Consider the following 16,241-nt stretch of genomic DNA (forward strand, 5'->3'; position numbering starts at 1 on the left):
CAAAGCCAGGTCATCGGATGCGATGGCAGGCGATCCGAGAATGTCGCGGCCAGGCATCAAATGACCCAGTCTCGCGGGGCCGTTCGCTCGGCGACGTCGGCCAGACTGATCCGATCGAGCACAGCCTGCTCAGCGCGCCGGATCTCGTCCCAGACGGAGGCGAGGGCCCGAGCTTCGGGGGCCTGGGGCTCTCGGTGCGGTTCTTCGGGGCCGTCAATTGCCAGCAGAACTTCACCAATCGAGATCCGGTCGGGGGACTTTGTCAGGCGGTAGCCTCCCGAAGCGCCCCGGACACTGGAAACCAGACCGGCTCCCTTGAGATGGAGCAAAATCTGGACGAGGTAGCGTTCGGGAATTCCCTGGCTCTCCGCGATTTCCCGGATGCGCATGGGGGGCTCGTCGGGCCGATGGCGGGCGAGGGCAAGCATCGCCAAACAGGCATATTCGGCTTTCGCGGAGAGTTTCATCAGCGGAAGGCAGATTCCAAGGGCATCGACACTCGTACGAGAGATTCGGGAAGTGTGACCAGGGATCGATCGAAAGCCCCACCGATTACAGCTGGCTGCTGTCGAGCGAATGAAGGCCGCATTCGGTCTTCGCCTGACCGGCCCAGCGGCCGGCTCGTTCGTCGGTCTCACCTTCGGAGACCGGGCGAGTGCAGGGCCAGCAGCCAATCGATGGGTAGCCCTGGTCGTGCAAGGGGTTGTACGGGATCGCATTGGCCACGACAAAGGCCCAGACATCGCGACGCGACCACTGGAGCAAGGGGTTGACCTTCACGAGGTCGAACTTTGCGTCCCAGCCCACGATGTTCGCCTTGGCTCGGTGGACCGATTGATCGGCGCGGATGGAGGAAATCCAGGCGTCGTAGCCGACCACAGCGCGACGCAGCGGAACGATCTTCCGTTCGAAGCAGCAGCGGTCGGGTTCCTTCGCATAAACCGGCCCGCCGTTGGCGGCCTCGAACTCGGCAACGGTCGAGTCGGCCCGGACCAGTTCCACCTCGATTCCGTAGCGTTCGGCGATGCGATCGCGGAGGCGAAGCGTCTCGGGAAACTGGTAGCCGGTGTCGAGGTTGAAGACACGGACCTGTCGATCGGGGTCGACATGGGACAGCATGTGAAGGATCGCGCATCCCTCGGGACCGAACGCCGTGGCCATCGTCAGCTTGGAGCCGAACGTCTCGACCGACCAGCGGAGGATCTCCCAGGCCGAGGCGGATTGCAGTCGTTGACTCGCGTCCGCCAGGTCCACCTTGAGATTCGGGGGGGCTTCGACCGTCATGGCTCGACCTCGATCCGATGCGATTGACTTCGAATGTTCGCAATCTTAGCCATGATTCGCATGATGGTCAACTTTCCGGCCCGATTCCCGTCGATTGGAAAGGAAATCTCTGGGTCGGGGCTGGATTCGACCCTGATCAGAACACGTCCGAGTGAACTCAAGTGTTCTTTGGTTGAGAAAGAGCGTTCCGGCTCGTCGAGCCGGGGCAAGCGTCAAACATGAGTGACTTGCGAAAGATTCAAGAGACAGTACCGCCGGATGGTGTGGTTTGGATTTTCCATCCGGCGGCCGGTTTCCGACTCAGACGGCGGCCGGGGCGGGAGCGTCGCTCGGCACGGGGTAATCGCGGGTAAATTCGGCGATCTCGCCACGGATTCGGGTGGTGAGCGTGTCGTCGTCCGGGGCATCGAGCACGGCAACGATCCAGGAGCCGACCTGACGAATGGCGTCTTCCTTCATCCCTCGGGTGGTCAGGGCGGGGGTGCCGATGCGGATGCCGCTGGGGTCGAGCGGCTTGCGGGGGTCGAACGGGATGAGGTTCTTGTTCACGGTGATCCCAGCGCGGCCGAGGGCGGCCTCGGCGATCTTGCCGGTCAGGCCCTTGGTCGAGACGTCGATGAGGATCAGGTGGTTGTCGGTCCCTCCCGAGATGAGCCGGAAGCCTCCGCGGGCGAGCTCCTCACCGAGGGCTCGGGCGTTGGTAATCACCTGGGCGGAGTAGGTCTTGAAGTCGTCGGCCAGAGCCTCGCCGAAGCAGACGGCCTTGCCGGCGATGACGTGTTCGAGGGGGCCACCCTGAAGGCCAGGGAAAACGGCCATGTCGATCTTCTTGGCCCAGTCAGCGCGGCACATGGTGATGCCGCCTCGGGGCCCCCGGAGGGTCTTGTGCGTGGTCGAGGTGACGAAGTCGGCCACCGGGACGGGGTTCGGGTGCAATCCCGAGGCGACCAGGCCGGCGATGTGGGCCATGTCGACCATCAGCAGGGCCCCGACCTCTCGGGCGACCTCGGCGATCCGATCGAAGTCGATGATCCGGGAATAGGCGCTGGCCCCGGCCAGGATGAGCTTCGGCCGGTGTTCGCGGGCGAGCCGGGCGATGGCGTCATAATCGAGCCGTTCGGTGTCACGATCAACGCCGTAGCCGATGGTCTTGTACCAGCGTCCGGAGTAGTTCAGGGGCATGCCGTGGGTCAGGTGGCCGCCGTGGGCCAGGTCCATCGCCAGCACGGTGTCGCCGATTTCGAGGGCAGCGTAGTAGACGGCCAGGTTGGCCGAGGCCCCGGAGTGGGGCTGGACATTGGCGTGATCGGCCCCGAACAGTTGCTTGGCACGTGCGATCGCGAGGCGTTCGGTCGTGTCGACGTGCTCGCAACCGCCGTAGTAGCGGCGACCGGGCAAACCTTCGGCGTATTTGTTGGTCAGGACCGACCCGACGGCTTCCATCACGGCTCGGCTGGTGTAATTTTCCGAGGCAATCAGCTCCAGCTCGTCGCGCTGGCGGCGCTCCTCGGCAACAATGGCGTCAAAGACCTCGGGGTCGCGGTCGGAAAGAAAGGTCATCCGTGTGCTCCAGCCAAATCGGATCGGAGAGGAAGTCGAAATCAAAGGGCGGTCAAGAGAGATCGTATTATCCCGACCCGAGGCCGACTCGGCACCCTCAATTTGAGGGTGGATCGGGACGGTCGTGTGCGTATCAGCATTCGAAAACGGTCGGTCCCTCAGGAGACCGGCTCGGTTCGGTGCGCTGATGGTGCGCGGAACGGTGCGCTTCTCGACGAGACGAAACATTGGTCGTAATTGCTGATCGAATCTTATGTTACGATAGCCATAACCCCTTTCGTTTCGGGAATGGCGCGACGCAGTTCGTTCCGCTTCCGTCCTGGCCCGATTTGGGAAAACGTTTCGGACTTTGCCGGGATGATTTCTCCCGGGAGTCGAGTTCGACACTTCAGAGCCAGGGGTCGGAGACGGTTGCGGTGCGCCCAAGGTGCGCGGCGTGGTGCGCCGGAGAACCGAAGTTCGAGGCAATCTCGGTGCGCCAGCCGGTGCGCTTGCGGTGCGCCGTTAGGTGCGCCTGGTACGAACCGGGTTTGCCAATCGTAATCGTTTGAGAATTCTGGGGTTCGGTCACGGATCATCAGTTCGTTTCGGGAAATCAAAGGGAATCTTCAAGGTCGAACCAGGCAGTAACGGCTGGGCGATCGATGACCACGAGGAGTCACCCGGGGTGAACCTGGCGTGAGGCACGCTCAGCAGGTGCAAGTCACCGGTTATGGGCGGGAGGACAAGGGACAAGGAGGCGAACTGCCGCCGAAGATATCATCGGGAATTGAAGCGTCGGCAGTCACTTTCGGAAGGAAGATTGTGCAGGCTGGCTTGCGGAGAAACGCTCGGAGGCCGACCGCCAAGAGTTGGCAGTCGGCCTCCGTGGGTACGGCTCGCCATCCAGGGCTTGAGTGCTTCCCGAGCCCCCCCTCCCCGCGAGAGGAGGAGAGGGTGCTGGAAAGTCCCGGTCGGTCAGTCGAACATCTCGGCCTCGCGGTCGCCTCGGGAGAGGAGGTAGGCGAGGAGGTCGAGGATCTCATCCTCCTCAAGGGTGTTGAGCAAGCCCTCGGGCATCATGGAGACGGGCGAGGGCTGCATCTCCTCGATCCGGGAGCGGGCAACGCCTTCGAGGGCGTTGGGTTCGAGCATGTTGGTCATGATCATCAGGTTGTCGGCGTTGAGGTTGACGATCCGGCCGGTGACAACCCGGCCGTCGTCGGTGGCGATCATGACGGCGGAGTACTGGTCGCTGACCTCCTTGCTTGGGACGAGGATCGACTCAAGCAGGTCGCGGGGGCTGAAGCGGCCGGCGATGCCGGTCAGGTCGGGGCCGACGGCCCCCCCTTCCCCGGCGTATCGGTGGCAGGAGAAGCAAGAGGTTTCGGCAAAGAGGCGACGACCACGGTCATAGTCGCGTCCTCCGCCGAGACCGTCCTCGATCAGGCCGGTCAGTTCCTCAAGCGTCCATTCCTTAACGAACGGGCGCTGGACGGCCGCAATCTCGGCCGGTTCGGGCTGGGCCTCGATGATGGGCTGGAGCGCGACCCGCTCGTCCTCGGTGAGGGCCTCGACCGCCTCGTTTTTGATGTTGCGGACGAAGTTGGCGAAGCTCGAACCGCCTCGGTAGTTCGCGGCCTTGAGGAACCAGCGGAAGTAGCGCTCGCGAAGCTCGGGAGTCCAGCCGGGCTGGAGCTTGCGGAGCATCATGGCGTAGTCGATCTGTTCTTCCTGCGTCGGAGCCGCTTCGAGCAAGGCAACGGTCTTGGCCGCAGCGGTCGGTGACTGGAGATAGACGAGCAATCGGCCAAGGTCGGTATTCAGCTCGACGCCGGAACTGGGGTAGACGGCATCGAAGCGGGCGATGAGCTCGGCTCGGGTCCGGTCGTCGGGCGGTCCCATGCGGTTGAAGAAGACCGAGTAGACGCGGAGCAGATCGAGCTTCTCGGTGTAGCTGAGTTCGTCCCAGGACTGGGCCACACGGTCGAGGGCGTTCTGAATCCGCTGCTTCAAGAGCATATCGACCGGAGGATCGGTCGGGCGCCGGTGGAAGGGATCAGGAGCGGAGACCCGGACGAGGGCGAGCAGGGCATTCGTCGCGGCTCGGGGGTTTTCTTCGGCCAGGGCACGCTCGGACCAGGCGCCGGCATTCTGGAATTCGAGCGCCGCCCGGGCGGCAAAGCGAACGAAACGATCCTCGTGGCCGAGGTTTTCCCAGGCGAGGTCGATGGCGGCCGGATCTTGCTGGCCGAGGAAACCTTCGAGCTGCCGACGCAAGGCGCGGAGTTCGGTGCCGGAATCGTCGGCAACCGCGGCGGGAGCGGTCGATTCGTCCCCGTCGTAGGTCACCCGGTAAAGGCCGGAGGTGGTCCGACGGCCGCCGACGGCGAAGTACATCGCGCCGTCCCTGGGATTAATGACCAGGTCGGTGAGGGCCAAGGGGGTGCCGGTGATGAATTCCTCGGCGGTGCCGGTGTAGGAGGAACCGTCGGGTTCGAGGTGCACGGCGTAGAGCTTGCCGTAGCTCCAGTCACAGATGTAGAGGGCGTTTTGATACTTCTGGGGGAACTTCGCGCCGTAGCCGAAGGCAATGCCGGTGGGAGAGCCGGGGCCGATGTCAACCGCGGCAGGCAGGCTATCGAGGTAGTAGGACGGCCACTTGCCGGTGCCGTTGCGCCAGCCGTAATCGGAACCGCTGACGGCATGATTGACGCGGGTGGGGCGATACCAGGGGGTGTTGATATCCCACTCCATGTCGGCGTCGTAGGTGAACAATTCTCCCTGGCGGTTAAAGGCGATGTCGTAGGGGTTGCGGTAGCCGACGGAGATCAGCTCCCAGGTTTCGCCCTCGGGATCGACCTTGTAGATCGCTCCTCCAGGGCCGAGGACGTTGGCCATGAAGCCGTTACCGTCAGGCATCCGGGGCAGGAGATGATCTTCTCCCCAGATGGGGGGAACGCGGGTCGCTTGAAAGTCGGTCAACTGGGTGCCGTTGCCGCAGACGACGAAGAGGGCGTCACCCTCGGGGCTGGGGATGATGGCGTGGGGGCCGTGCTCACCGCCTCCCTGGAGTGGGCGAAGCTGCTTGACCGTGTCGAGATCGCCGTCGCCGTTGGTGTCCTGGACCCGATAGAAGCCGCTCTCGTACTGGCCCCCTCGGTTCACCATGACATAGAGGCTATCGAAGGCCCAAAGCAAGCCTTGAGCTTCACCGATGTTCACGTCGATCGGCTCGACGACGACGTCGCCCGCTTCGTCGATCGGGGGAACGGTGACGCGAAAGAGTTTGCCGTACTGGTCGGAGACGATGAGGCGCCCCTCAGGATCGACGGCCATCGAGACCCACGAGCCCTGCGTCTCGGCCGGGACGGAGTGAAGCAGCTCGACCTTGAAGCCATCGGCGACCTTGAGCAGATCGGCGTCGGTCGCCTGTTGGCCGGGAGGGGGCGTCTGGACCTTGCGGCGGGCCTTTTTCCGCGCGGGAGCGGCGGCGGTTTCCGTGTTCTCGAATCGACGGAGCTGAATGTCTTTGAACTGGACGGTCATGGGAGGACCGGCGTGTACCTGAAGGGCGAGGATCCCCTCCAACTCACGTTCTGCCTCCTGATTGTCGGTGATTTCGGCGACGGTCTTCCCGTTGAGCTTGTGGACAAGTTTGTTGCCTCGGGCGATGATGGTCAGTTCGTTCCAGTCGCTCAGGTCGAGTTCGGGACGTTCTGATTCGGTCTGCCCCTCGACCTTCTTTTCCCCGTCGGCGGTGACGACGACGCGCTGGCCGCTCTGCGCCACGATGCCACGACCGCGCTCGTCGTAGAGCATGCCGTTGTAGGCGGGGGAGGGATGGATGTCGGCCTGGTAGCCACCGACGACGAAGTCTCCGGCGTCGGGAAACCGACGGCTCCGATACTGGATACCGGAGTTATTGTCGCCCATCAGGCGGAAGGTGGCTCGCAGCTCGAAATCCCGGACAGGTTCGCCGCGATGAATCAAGAATTGATTGGATTTGAGCGGTGATTCGGCGGAGGTTCGGCCCGTCAAGAGCCCGTCCTCGACGGACCAGAGGTCCGGGTTTCCCTCCCAGCCGGAGAGGTCTTTGCCATTGAACAGGGATTCAAACCCGCCCTCGTCCTGGGGTATTACGCCTGCTCCTCCGAGGAGGAGCGTCAGAACGACGGCGGCCGACGCGCCGAGCAGGGCGGTCGGTCGGGAAAACGGTCGGGACATCGCACGATCCTCGCGCAGAGCGGTGGGTACGGAGACTTGGCCCGGACGATCGCCGGAGGGAAACGCTCGACTCCGGAGCGCTCGCGGGCGAGGTCGGCGCGGGGGTCGAAGCAGGTCCGATCCGGAGACTCGAACGAAAACGACGGGCGTCACGGGCCGATCGCGGCATTGCCCGGCCGCGATGCTCCTTGGTCCCATCGTCTCGCACGAATCGCCTTCGCACAAGGCATGAGTGCCTTGCGGACAGACAGAGTTGGCGACGGAACCGGGGAGATCGTTGGCGAGTCGCCCCTCCAGGCGGTCGATGCAACTCCAAGTCAGGCCGATCGATTACAGCTCACCGTCGAGCCCGAGGCGGTGGTAATAATGCTCAACATTGGCTTGATTCTCAAGCAACCAGTCGATGGAGGGCTCGTGCCGCATGGCCTTACGGATGACCTTGGCCGTTGCCTCACGGTGGATGCGGAAGAGCGCTTCGTGATCGAGCGATTCCACCTCGACGACGCTCGGATCGAGCCAGACGGAGTAAATGATGCCGAGATCGTTGACCTTGTCTTTCGGCAGGTCACCGGCGCGAACGGCATCGAGCACGCCATTGGCGACAGCCGCCTGAACCGTTCCCATCAGGATGTTGGTGTACCGAGCGTTGTTGACCGTGACCTTGCTGACCATCACCGTCACGGGTCGGACCTGGACATCGCTGTTCAGGATGGCAAAGACCTTGGTGTGCCCCTTCACCTGGTCGCCGATCAGGTTTGCCAAAGCGTGGCCGACGGGGCCATCCAGCTCGCCGATCACCACCTCGGGCTCAGCGGCCAGATGGTCCTCATCCCCTTCAACTAGGGCCTCGCCAGTTCGCAAGATGATGCGGTCGCTCATGGGATCAGGCTCCGAACATCACAAAAAAAGCCCGGCGAAGTTCGCCGGGCTTCACGAATCGAAAAAAAGTACCGAAGGTGGGACTCGAACCCACACGGGTTTTACCCCACCGGATTTTGAGTCCGGCGCGTCTGCCATTCCGCCACTTCGGCAAGGATGATGAGAAGCACGTCGGGCGGTCGCCCCGGCTTCAGTTTCCAAGAGAATACTAACACACCAACCAAGGAATCGGTAGAGGGAGATTCCGAGGGATTCCCGAAAATGAAGGCGGGGGAGTCGAGTTGACCTTGCAGGGCGATGAAGGTGACAATGCCGACTCTCTGGTGCGATTGAACGATCCTCTGACCCACCCAAGCGCCGAGCGCAAAAAATAAAGAGCCCGCACGCGATGAATCAGCAGGAACTCATCAAGCAACTCCGAGACGACAATAAGACCAAGATCGTCATGCTGATTGCCGACGGTCTGGGAGGATTGCCCATTGAGCCGGGCGGGCCGACGGAGCTGGAGGAGGCGAATACGCCGAACCTGGATCGACTGGCCAGCGAGGGGACGGTTGGCTTGAGCATTCCGGTGGCTCACGGGATTGCGCCGGGCTCGGGACCGGGACACCTGGGGCTCTTTGGGTTCGATCCACTCGAGTATCAGATCGGTCGAGGGGTGCTGGAAGCGCTCGGAATCGGGGTGGAAGTGGGCCCGCAGGATGTGGCGATCCGGGGGAACTTCTGCACGATCGACGCCGAAGGGCGCGTGACCGACCGCCGCGCGGGCCGGATTCCGACGGAAATCGGCGAGAAACTGGTGGCGAAGCTGGCCGAAGGGGTGAAGATCGACGGGGTTGAAATCCTGGTCAAGCCAGTTCGGGAATATCGGCTAGTCGTTCGATTCCGAGGGGAAGGGCTCGGGGACATGGTTCTCGATACCGACCCGCTCCAGACCGGCCTGCACACATTGGAGCCAAAGGCGACCGATCCCGGTTCTGAGAAGACCGCAAAAATCGCCGCCGAGTTCCTCCGTCAGGCGAAGGAGATTCTCAAGGATGAACAGCCGGCCAACTTCCTGATGATGCGAGGGTTCGCCAAGTTTCCGAACATCGCCACGATGGAGAAGGTCTACGGCCTGAAGTCGGCGGCGATCGCGGTCTATCCGATGTATCGCGGCCTGGCGAAGCTGGTGGGAATGACCGTGGTCGAGCCGGGCAAGACACTGACGGATCAGTTCGCCGTGGCCAAGGCGGAGTGGGGAAACTTCGACTTCTTCTTCATCCACTACAAGTACACCGACAGCACGGGCGAGGACGGCAACTTCGTTGAGAAGGTCAAGGTGATCGAGGCGCTGGACAAGGAATTGCCGGCCCTGATGGAGTTGAAGCCGGATGTCGTGGTGGTGACCGGCGACCACTCAACCCCGAGCCGGATGAAGTCGCACAGCTTCCATCCGGTCCCGCTCCTGATCTGGGCACCGGCGACCGTGCGTCCCGACGAGGTGAAACAGTTCGGCGAGCGGCCATGCATGAGAGGCGGCCTCGGCCAGATTCTCGCCAAGCACATCATGCCGCTGGCGATGGCGCACGCAAACCGGCTTCAGAAGTTCGGCGCCTGAGGCCCCCGAAACGAAACGTTCCGAGGCGAGCACAAAGGGCTCGCCTCGGAACGTGGTCGTGATCGGGATTGGTTCGCCAACGGCACTCAGAAACCGGCCTTCGGGGTGATGGAGAGGGTCATGTCTTCGCCCTCTCGACGGACGATCACCTCGACTTCCTGGCCGGGCTCGACCTTCGAGGCGGCGGCGTAGGCGTCGGCCACGTTGATGGTCCAGCGGCCGTCGAGCGTGGTCATCACGTCGCCCGGTTGCAGTCCGGCACGAGCGGCGGGAGAGTCGGGAACGACCGAGGCGATCATCACGCCGTCGGGGAACTCATCCGAGGAATTCTCCAGGGTCATCCCGAACAGGGCCGCCGGTTCGAGGATGATCCGGCGGGCGACCTTGGGACCCATCATGCGATCGGGCAGATCACCGATGAAGTCCCGGATCTCATGATCGACCGGCTCGAAGCTCATGACCTTGGCCTGGTAGTCGATCGTCGTCTTGTACCGGGCGAAGAAGGAGTGCCCGACCAGGCCGTCGATCGGCTTGCCGAGGATGCGACCGAGCGCCGAGACGACCGGGTGATCCATGACGATCACCGGTACGTCTTCGGTGGTCAGGTCGCCGACCTGCATCGAATCGACCTCGGCTTCTCCCCGAGCCGCAAAGAGGAAGGCGAAGGGCGCATTGCCGTCGACAATCCTGGCGTCCTTCGCCGCATCATTGCCAATCAGGGTGACGGGAGAGCCGACATCGAAGATCAGGTTGAACGGTCCTTCGCCATTGAGCGAGACGGCGACGAGCATGTGATTCGAGGGGAGCATCTCGAAGGGAACGTCAACCTTCGCCTCGGGCTCCGCCACCGCCTGGGGGGTGGGTTCGAGGCACTTTGCCCCCATGCCGAACAGGAGTAAGGCGGCGGTGACCATTGCCATTGGCTGAGGTCGTGATGCGTAACTCATGATGTCAAAGCCCCTTTCCGGCGGTGAGGGTGAGCTTCCGGGCGTCGGCCTCGGCCTCGCCTTCGGCAGGGACGAGTTGAACCTCGACGCGATCGCCGGGTTCGATGCGAGAAATGGCTGATCGGGCCTCGTCGAGTGATTGAACCGAGCGGCCGAGAACCCGAACCAGGCGATCACCGGGGGCGACCCCGGCTTCCTCGGCGGCGGAACCGGGCAGGACTCCGGTGACGAGCAGGACGCCGTCGGTCTCACTCAATTCGAGTCCGAGAAACCCCCGAGGAATGAGTTGGTCCTCCGGCTGCTTGCCGACGAAGACGGCCGCGAGCTTGGCCACGCCACCCAGCAATCCCATGGCCTGAACCTCGGCCGGAGCGTTGTTGCCGCGGCGGCCGGGGTCGGGGAGGTCTCGGGGGTTGAAGTCGAGCCGGGTCCAGGTCATGCGATCGTCGGTCGGGTCGATTTCGATCTTGTAACGGGCCAGGACATTGAAACCGAGCATGCCGTCGATCTTGACGCCGGGAAGCCCGAGCGCGTTCATCCCAACCAGTTGGAAGATGTCTTCGACCCGGGCCTGAACGTCCTCAAGTTCGGCGCCCCCTTCAAATTCCAGCCGGTCGATCCGATTGAAGTAGCGGCGGTCGTTCAGCACCAGGCCCGAGGCCTTGGCGGCTTCTTCCGAGAGAAAGAGGGCCGGGGCCCCGGTATCGACCACGAGATTGAATGGCCCCTTGCCGTTGATCCGGGTCCGGACGATGAAGTGGTTCGTCTCGGTCAAGCGATAGGGGATGCGAAACGTCTGGCCGATCTGGGGGTCCTGCCTTGCCTCGGCAACCGAAAACGCCGAGGAAAGGCCGACACTCGCCAGGAGTGGCACGAGCAAGAAAGACCTGGGAAGCGACATCGCCGTTTCATCTCGCGGAAAGGAAGGTTTCTCGGTGCGGCCTCAAGGGTTGGGTCAACCCATTTATCATAGAGCGAACGGCTTCGGTCGAACAGGTCCAGAGCGAGGATCGCCAGGGATGAGGTGGAAGGCCAGCCGTAGGTTCCCAACGTGGGGGCTCCGAAACAACTGGCCTATCCTCCTGGTTCGATCACGGCTAAGATGATTGAACTACACGCCAGTTCCGGCGTTTTCGAGAATGAACCAGGATGTCTCGATCGGCGGGGACGGATTCCCGTGAGCTCGACTACGTTGAAGCCGGTGACCCCGCCACCGCCGTCTCCCCCGCCTCCCTCCGGCACCGAGGATGCGACCGCTCCTCGACCCTTGCCGCCGATCCTGGGAACGCTGCTTAGCGGGACCTTCTGGCTCGCACTGCGGACCCCGTTGTCGGCGGTCACGGCCTTCTGGAGCGTCCCCCTGATGATCGGGGCGTTCGGGCAGGAGCCGTTCGGTGCCTACCGATTCGCCTGGGGGCTCGGGTTCTTCCAGCTGCTGCTCGAATTCGGGATGAGCTCGGCGCTCCAGCGAGAGGTGTCCGACCGCTGGACCCGAGGAGACAAAGCCGGGGTTGATCGAGCTATCACCTGCGGCTCCCTCTTCTACGCGGTCATCGCCCTGATTCAGTCGCTCGTCTTGATGGGGATCGCCTACGGGGTGATGCCATTCTCGAAGGAGTTCTCCGGGAGCGACTATGATCTGATCATCAAGTTGCTCTGGATCCAGATCCTGACCTCGCCGAGCTTTGGGATCGGCGTGGTGCTGTCGAGCATCCTCCAGGCGGCTCGACGTTACGAGGTCTTGCCGCGGTTCGAATTTCTGATCGTCGCGGCGCGGTTCGGGGTCCTCGTCGGCGGGATCGCGCTCGGCGCGGGCTTGCTGACGATCGTTATCGCGCAGACGGTTCTCTCGATGGCGTTGAGCTTCGGCCCGGCGCTCTGGGTCATTCGTCGCGAAGTTGACTATCGGCCCCGGTTCGTCCGGGTGGGATTGAGAGACTTCCGAGGACTGGCGCAACTGAGCGCCTACATGTTCTTGATTCAGCTCAGTGTCGTGCTGGCGGACAAGGTTGACACCACGATCCTCGGCTTCGTCCTGGGATCGCCGGCGGTCGCGGTGTACACGGCGGTGAGCAGCCCCTTCTTGCAACTGAGGCAGATGGGCTGGACGCTGGCCTACTTCGTCATGCCGGCCGTGGCGAGCCTGGCAGCGGCGGGAGACCGCGAGGGGCTCGACCGGGTGACCTACGACGGGGCCCGGTTGCATTCGGCCTTCGTCCTCGCCGTCGGATTGCTGGCGTTCCTCTATGCCGGGCCGTTCCTGGAACTCTGGGTCGGCCCCAAGTTTCCGGGGGAGTATGGCCTAGGATTGATGTCCTCTGTGAACGACGTGGGCGACATCCCGACCAAGGGCGTGGATCTGGTCATCGTGGCCGACGTGCAAGGTGTCCTTCACTTCCGGATTTTTGACACTCATGGTCAGATCACCGTGGACACCGACGAGACTCAATTGCCCGACCATGATGCGTCAAAGCTTGATGAGCTGAAATCGCTCCTCGCTGGCTTGTCGGATCAGTCGCCAGTCTCCCCGAGCGTCAAGACCAAGGTCATCGATGCTGCCACATCAATCGTCGGTCACACTCTTCCGGGGAAGATCCCGCAAATGACGCGGTTGATGCGGCTCTTCCTGGTCGCCGCCATTCCCTTGCTGATCGCGGTCCATGTGCAGGTTTGTACGGGACTAGGGAAACTGGCCGTGGTGGCCGTGGCGGCGATCGCAGGGGCGGCGGTCAACTTGCCGCTCAGTTATGTGCTGACGCGCCAGCTCGGAGTCGCGGGGGTAATCTGGGGGACGGTGCTGACCACCTTGTTCTCGAACTTTCTGGTGCCGATCATCTACACGTTCAAGGTGCTCGAGGTCCGACCGGCCGCCTATTTGCGCCGGACCCTGCTGGCGCCGGCCGTGGGGGCGTCGTTAATGGTCTCCACCAGCATCCTGCTCGAACGGGCGGCCTTCACGGCGGCGCCGAGCGGGGACGATCCCGTGATGCGTATGGTGCCCTTCGTGACCCACCTTGGGGTCGGGTGTGCGAGCTTCGTGGCAGGGTATGCCCTCATTCCCGCTGGCCGCTCCGACTTGCAACGGGTGCTCAGGCGATTCCGAAAACCGGAGGCACCGGCCTGATCGTCGCCGGAATCGGGTCGAACAGTCTACAATGAGGGTGTTCCGGCCCCTTCATCCTCGGCCCCTGGAGCGGCATGGTCATGTCTCAGCGATCGCCCGGAGTCCGACGGGAAGGCCCTCGAATCCGAGTCGACGATCGAGGAGACGGATCAACGGCGATCCGAGGTCGAGGAGTGTCGGGAAGGTGGTTCGTCGGAGCCGCGGTGGTCGGACTGCTGATGGTCTGGGGAGCGCTCTACGTGCTCTTCTGGTTCTGGCGATCGGGGGTCGAGGAACGCATCGCGTTTGGCAAGAACCAGGTGCTTCCGATTGTTACCGAACTGGCCGCCCTGGAACCGCCAGGGATCGACCGGAACGACTGGCTGCAAGCCGTTGCCGACACTGAGACCATGCTGGAGGAGGTGGTCGGCACCGGCCGGATGGATCGATCACGGCTTCAGGCGCTGCGATCGGACCTGGAACGACGCGTGGTCGAGGCTCATCGATCTCCGGAGTTGGCCCCTGAGATCCTTGCCCGGATCTGGGACGACATGGCACTCGTGAAACGGTTCCGATCCGAGACGGAACGTCCCGAACTGATCCGAGCGCCGGACGAACGCCCCGGGGATTCGGGGATTCGGGAGGAGACGCGAGGATGAATCAACAGGCCCAGGGAGTCGTCGTCTCGTTTGACGACGATCGTGGATTTGGATTCATCCGGACCCCGGATCTGAGAGAGGACGTATTTGTGCATGTCTCGGCGGTCCCGGGAAACCGCCGGCTTCGTCCCGGGCAACGGGTTTGGTTCTCGATTGAGCAGGGGGACCGAGGCCCTCGGGCGGTCCGAGTCATTCCGGGAACGGTTGGGTTGACCCCCGCACAGTCGTTCGCGCTGGGGTTGGGCGGGTTCCTCGTCGTGGGGATGATCGGGCTAGGCATGGCGGGGATGCCCTGGATCGTCGCCTGGATCGTCCTTCTCAATGCCGCGACGTTGGCGGTCTGGGCCTGGGATAAACACCGAGCCGTGCGAAATCGCCGACGTGTACCCGAGGTGGTCTTACTCGGCCTGGCGGCGATCGGTGGTTCGGTGGGAGCCTGGATCGGGATCAGTTGGCTTGGCCACAAACGCCGGAAATCGGGATTCATCCTCATGATGAGTGCAATCACAGCCCTCCAGGTGATTGGGGGACTGGTGCAGTTACTGGGATTCCCCCGGCCCCCTGCGTGAGCTTCCAGGCGACCTGACTGACAGGTCGCCATGAGACGATCAGGCCCCCACGATCGATCCGCTTCGATCGTGGGGGCGTTCTCCGTTGTAGGTCCGCAAACCATGAGGCCAGCGGAAAAAGATCGACTCAGGCAAACGCCTCGGTGATCGGGGTTCCGTCTCGGACGATGGCGACGGGGCGGCCGGTGGGGGTGTGGTATTCGGCCTTGGGATCGATCCCAAGGCAAGAGTAGAGGGTCGCCGCGACGTCGTCGGGGGCGAAACCGGAGCCGGAGGCAGGTCCGGAACCGGTGTCGTCGCTGGCCCCGACAACGCGGCCGCCAGCGATCCCGCCACCTCCCATGACCACGAACATGGCGCGGGGGAAGTGATCGCGGCCCCCTCTCGCGTTGACTTTCGGTGTCCGGCCGAACTCTCCGGAGACCATGACCAGGGTTGATTCCAACAACCCCTTTTGCGCCAGGGCCAGGAACAGCCCGGAAAGCCCGGCGTCGAGTTCGGGAAGGTTTCGCGTCTTCAGGCGATTGAAATTGTCCTGGTGGGTGTCCCAGCCGCCGTGCGAGACAGCGACGAACCGGACGCCTGACTCAACGAGACGCGAGGCGAGCAGGCAGCTTTGCGAAAAGGAATCACGACCGAACAACCGGGTGACGGATCGGGACTCTCGACTGATGTCGAACGCCTCTCGTGATCGAGACGAGCTGATGATGTCACAGGCCCGCTGCGAAAAGGCATCGAGGCCGTTGATCAGGTCACTCGACTCGAACCCAGCAAAGGTCTGGTCGATCTGCTGGAGTAAGTTTCGGCGTCGGCCCACTTCTTCGACCGTCAAGCCTCCGCCGAGCGAGATACCCCGCACGTTGAACGGCTGACCGGCTCGGGGGGCCGTCTGGGTGCTGAACGGGGCGTATTCGACGCCGAGGTACCCGGAAACCTGCGGGGTGTTTGGGATAGCCACGAAGGGCGGAATGTCTCGGGGTGAGGACAGTTCCTTGCTGACCACCGCTCCATAGCCAGGGAAGACCAGGGACGGGAGCGGCCGATTCCCGGTGTTCAGGTACTTCGTCCCCAGGTCATGCGCGGCGACGGAGTGACTAACCCCGCGGATGATCGTGTAATGATCGGCACATTGCGCCAGCTTGGGTAAATGTTCACTGATCGAAACACCGGAGATGGAGGTGGGAATGGTTGCGAATTCCCCTCGAATCCCATCGGGAGCCTCGGGCTTGGGGTCGAACGTATCGAGATGCGAGGGACCGCCCCCGAGATTGATGTGAATGGCCGCGGTCGCCCGCCCTGATCGCACCGCGCCCGCCTCGGCCAGCCGCAGGTACGAGGAGAGGGTCAGCCCGGTTCCACCCAGGACACCGATCTTGAGAAAATCGCGGCGACGGACCCCGTCGCACGTCCGGCTCGTGGCCATAAATCGCCTCC

13 protein-coding genes and 1 tRNA gene are annotated in these 16,241 nt (G+C 63.2%); 4 read left to right on the forward strand and 10 right to left on the reverse strand.

From position 1 onward, the window contains the following. Positions 1 to 56: 56 nt before the first annotated feature. The 7 genes from GA615_RS15690 to GA615_RS15720 all read right to left on the reverse strand — a co-directional run bounded on the left by GA615_RS15690 (position 57) and on the right by GA615_RS15720 (position 8,081). Entirely contained in the window at positions 57 to 467 is a 411-nt protein-coding gene (locus GA615_RS15690; RefSeq protein WP_152052258.1) for an RrF2 family transcriptional regulator, read from the reverse strand. An 85-nt stretch (positions 468 to 552) separates the two neighbouring features. Beyond that, positions 553 to 1,284, reverse strand: a complete 732-nt coding sequence (locus GA615_RS15695) for a phosphoadenylyl-sulfate reductase (protein WP_152052259.1) — start codon at positions 1,282 to 1,284, stop codon at positions 553 to 555. A 300-nt stretch (positions 1,285 to 1,584) separates the two neighbouring features. Next, positions 1,585 to 2,844 (reverse strand): serine hydroxymethyltransferase, encoded by a 1,260-nt coding sequence (glyA, locus tag GA615_RS15700; RefSeq protein ID WP_152052260.1) that lies wholly within the window; start codon positions 2,842 to 2,844, stop codon positions 1,585 to 1,587. A gap of 388 nt (positions 2,845 to 3,232) precedes the next feature. Next, positions 3,233 to 3,415 carry a hypothetical protein gene (locus GA615_RS15705; protein ID WP_152052261.1) on the reverse strand — a complete coding sequence of 61 codons (183 nt, stop codon included), beginning with the start codon at positions 3,413 to 3,415 and terminating at the stop codon, positions 3,233 to 3,235. Positions 3,416 to 3,801: 386 nt separating this feature from the next. Beyond that, positions 3,802 to 7,050 (reverse strand): family 16 glycoside hydrolase, encoded by a 3,249-nt coding sequence (locus tag GA615_RS15710; protein ID WP_152052262.1) that lies wholly within the window; start codon positions 7,048 to 7,050, stop codon positions 3,802 to 3,804. Between the two features lie 330 nt (positions 7,051 to 7,380). Beyond that, positions 7,381 to 7,929 (reverse strand): formaldehyde-activating enzyme, encoded by a 549-nt coding sequence (gene fae / locus GA615_RS15715; RefSeq protein ID WP_152052263.1) that lies wholly within the window; start codon positions 7,927 to 7,929, stop codon positions 7,381 to 7,383. Between the two features lie 69 nt (positions 7,930 to 7,998). Beyond that, positions 7,999 to 8,081: transfer RNA gene (locus GA615_RS15720), tRNA-Leu, on the reverse strand. A gap of 236 nt (positions 8,082 to 8,317) precedes the next feature. On the opposite strand from GA615_RS15720, the gene GA615_RS15725 reads away from it, so the two are divergent. Further along, positions 8,318 to 9,529: a 2,3-bisphosphoglycerate-independent phosphoglycerate mutase gene (locus GA615_RS15725; protein ID WP_152052264.1), complete on the forward strand. Its 1,212-nt coding sequence runs from the start codon at positions 8,318 to 8,320 to the stop codon at positions 9,527 to 9,529. Positions 9,530 to 9,615: 86 nt separating this feature from the next. Here the strand turns inward: GA615_RS15725 and GA615_RS15730 are convergent, their stop codons facing one another. Then, a complete protein-coding gene (locus tag GA615_RS15730) occupies positions 9,616 to 10,476 on the reverse strand; it encodes a PDZ domain-containing protein (protein WP_152052265.1) in 861 nt (286 codons plus the stop codon). 4 nt (positions 10,477 to 10,480) lie between these two features. Next, positions 10,481 to 11,377, reverse strand: coding sequence for a retropepsin-like aspartic protease (locus GA615_RS15735; RefSeq protein WP_152052266.1), 897 nt, complete (start codon positions 11,375 to 11,377; stop codon positions 10,481 to 10,483). Between the two features lie 276 nt (positions 11,378 to 11,653). Here GA615_RS15735 and GA615_RS15740 point away from each other — a divergent pair, with 276 nt between their 5' ends. The 3 genes from GA615_RS15740 to GA615_RS28585 all read left to right on the forward strand — a co-directional run bounded on the left by GA615_RS15740 (position 11,654) and on the right by GA615_RS28585 (position 14,807). Next, positions 11,654 to 13,600, forward strand: coding sequence for an oligosaccharide flippase family protein (locus tag GA615_RS15740; protein WP_161602367.1), 1,947 nt, complete (start codon positions 11,654 to 11,656; stop codon positions 13,598 to 13,600). An 80-nt stretch (positions 13,601 to 13,680) separates the two neighbouring features. Next, the gene (locus tag GA615_RS15745; RefSeq protein ID WP_152052268.1) at positions 13,681 to 14,238 is read left to right on the forward strand and encodes a hypothetical protein; all 558 of its coding nucleotides are present in this window, start codon (positions 13,681 to 13,683) and stop codon (positions 14,236 to 14,238) included. After that, complete coding sequence (locus GA615_RS28585; RefSeq protein WP_152052269.1) at positions 14,235 to 14,807, forward strand: DUF1294 domain-containing protein; 573 nt, start codon at positions 14,235 to 14,237, stop codon at positions 14,805 to 14,807. The genes GA615_RS15745 and GA615_RS28585 overlap by 4 nt, the downstream gene beginning before the upstream one ends. A gap of 127 nt (positions 14,808 to 14,934) precedes the next feature. On the opposite strand, the gene GA615_RS15755 is transcribed toward GA615_RS28585, so the two are convergent. Beyond that, positions 14,935 to 16,230, reverse strand: a complete 1,296-nt coding sequence (locus tag GA615_RS15755; protein ID WP_152052270.1) for a DUF1501 domain-containing protein — start codon at positions 16,228 to 16,230, stop codon at positions 14,935 to 14,937. Positions 16,231 to 16,241 lie beyond the last annotated feature (11 nt).

It is taken from the genome of Tautonia marina (genome assembly GCF_009177065.1).
Classification (GTDB): Bacteria; Planctomycetota; Planctomycetia; order Isosphaerales; family Isosphaeraceae; genus Tautonia; species Tautonia marina.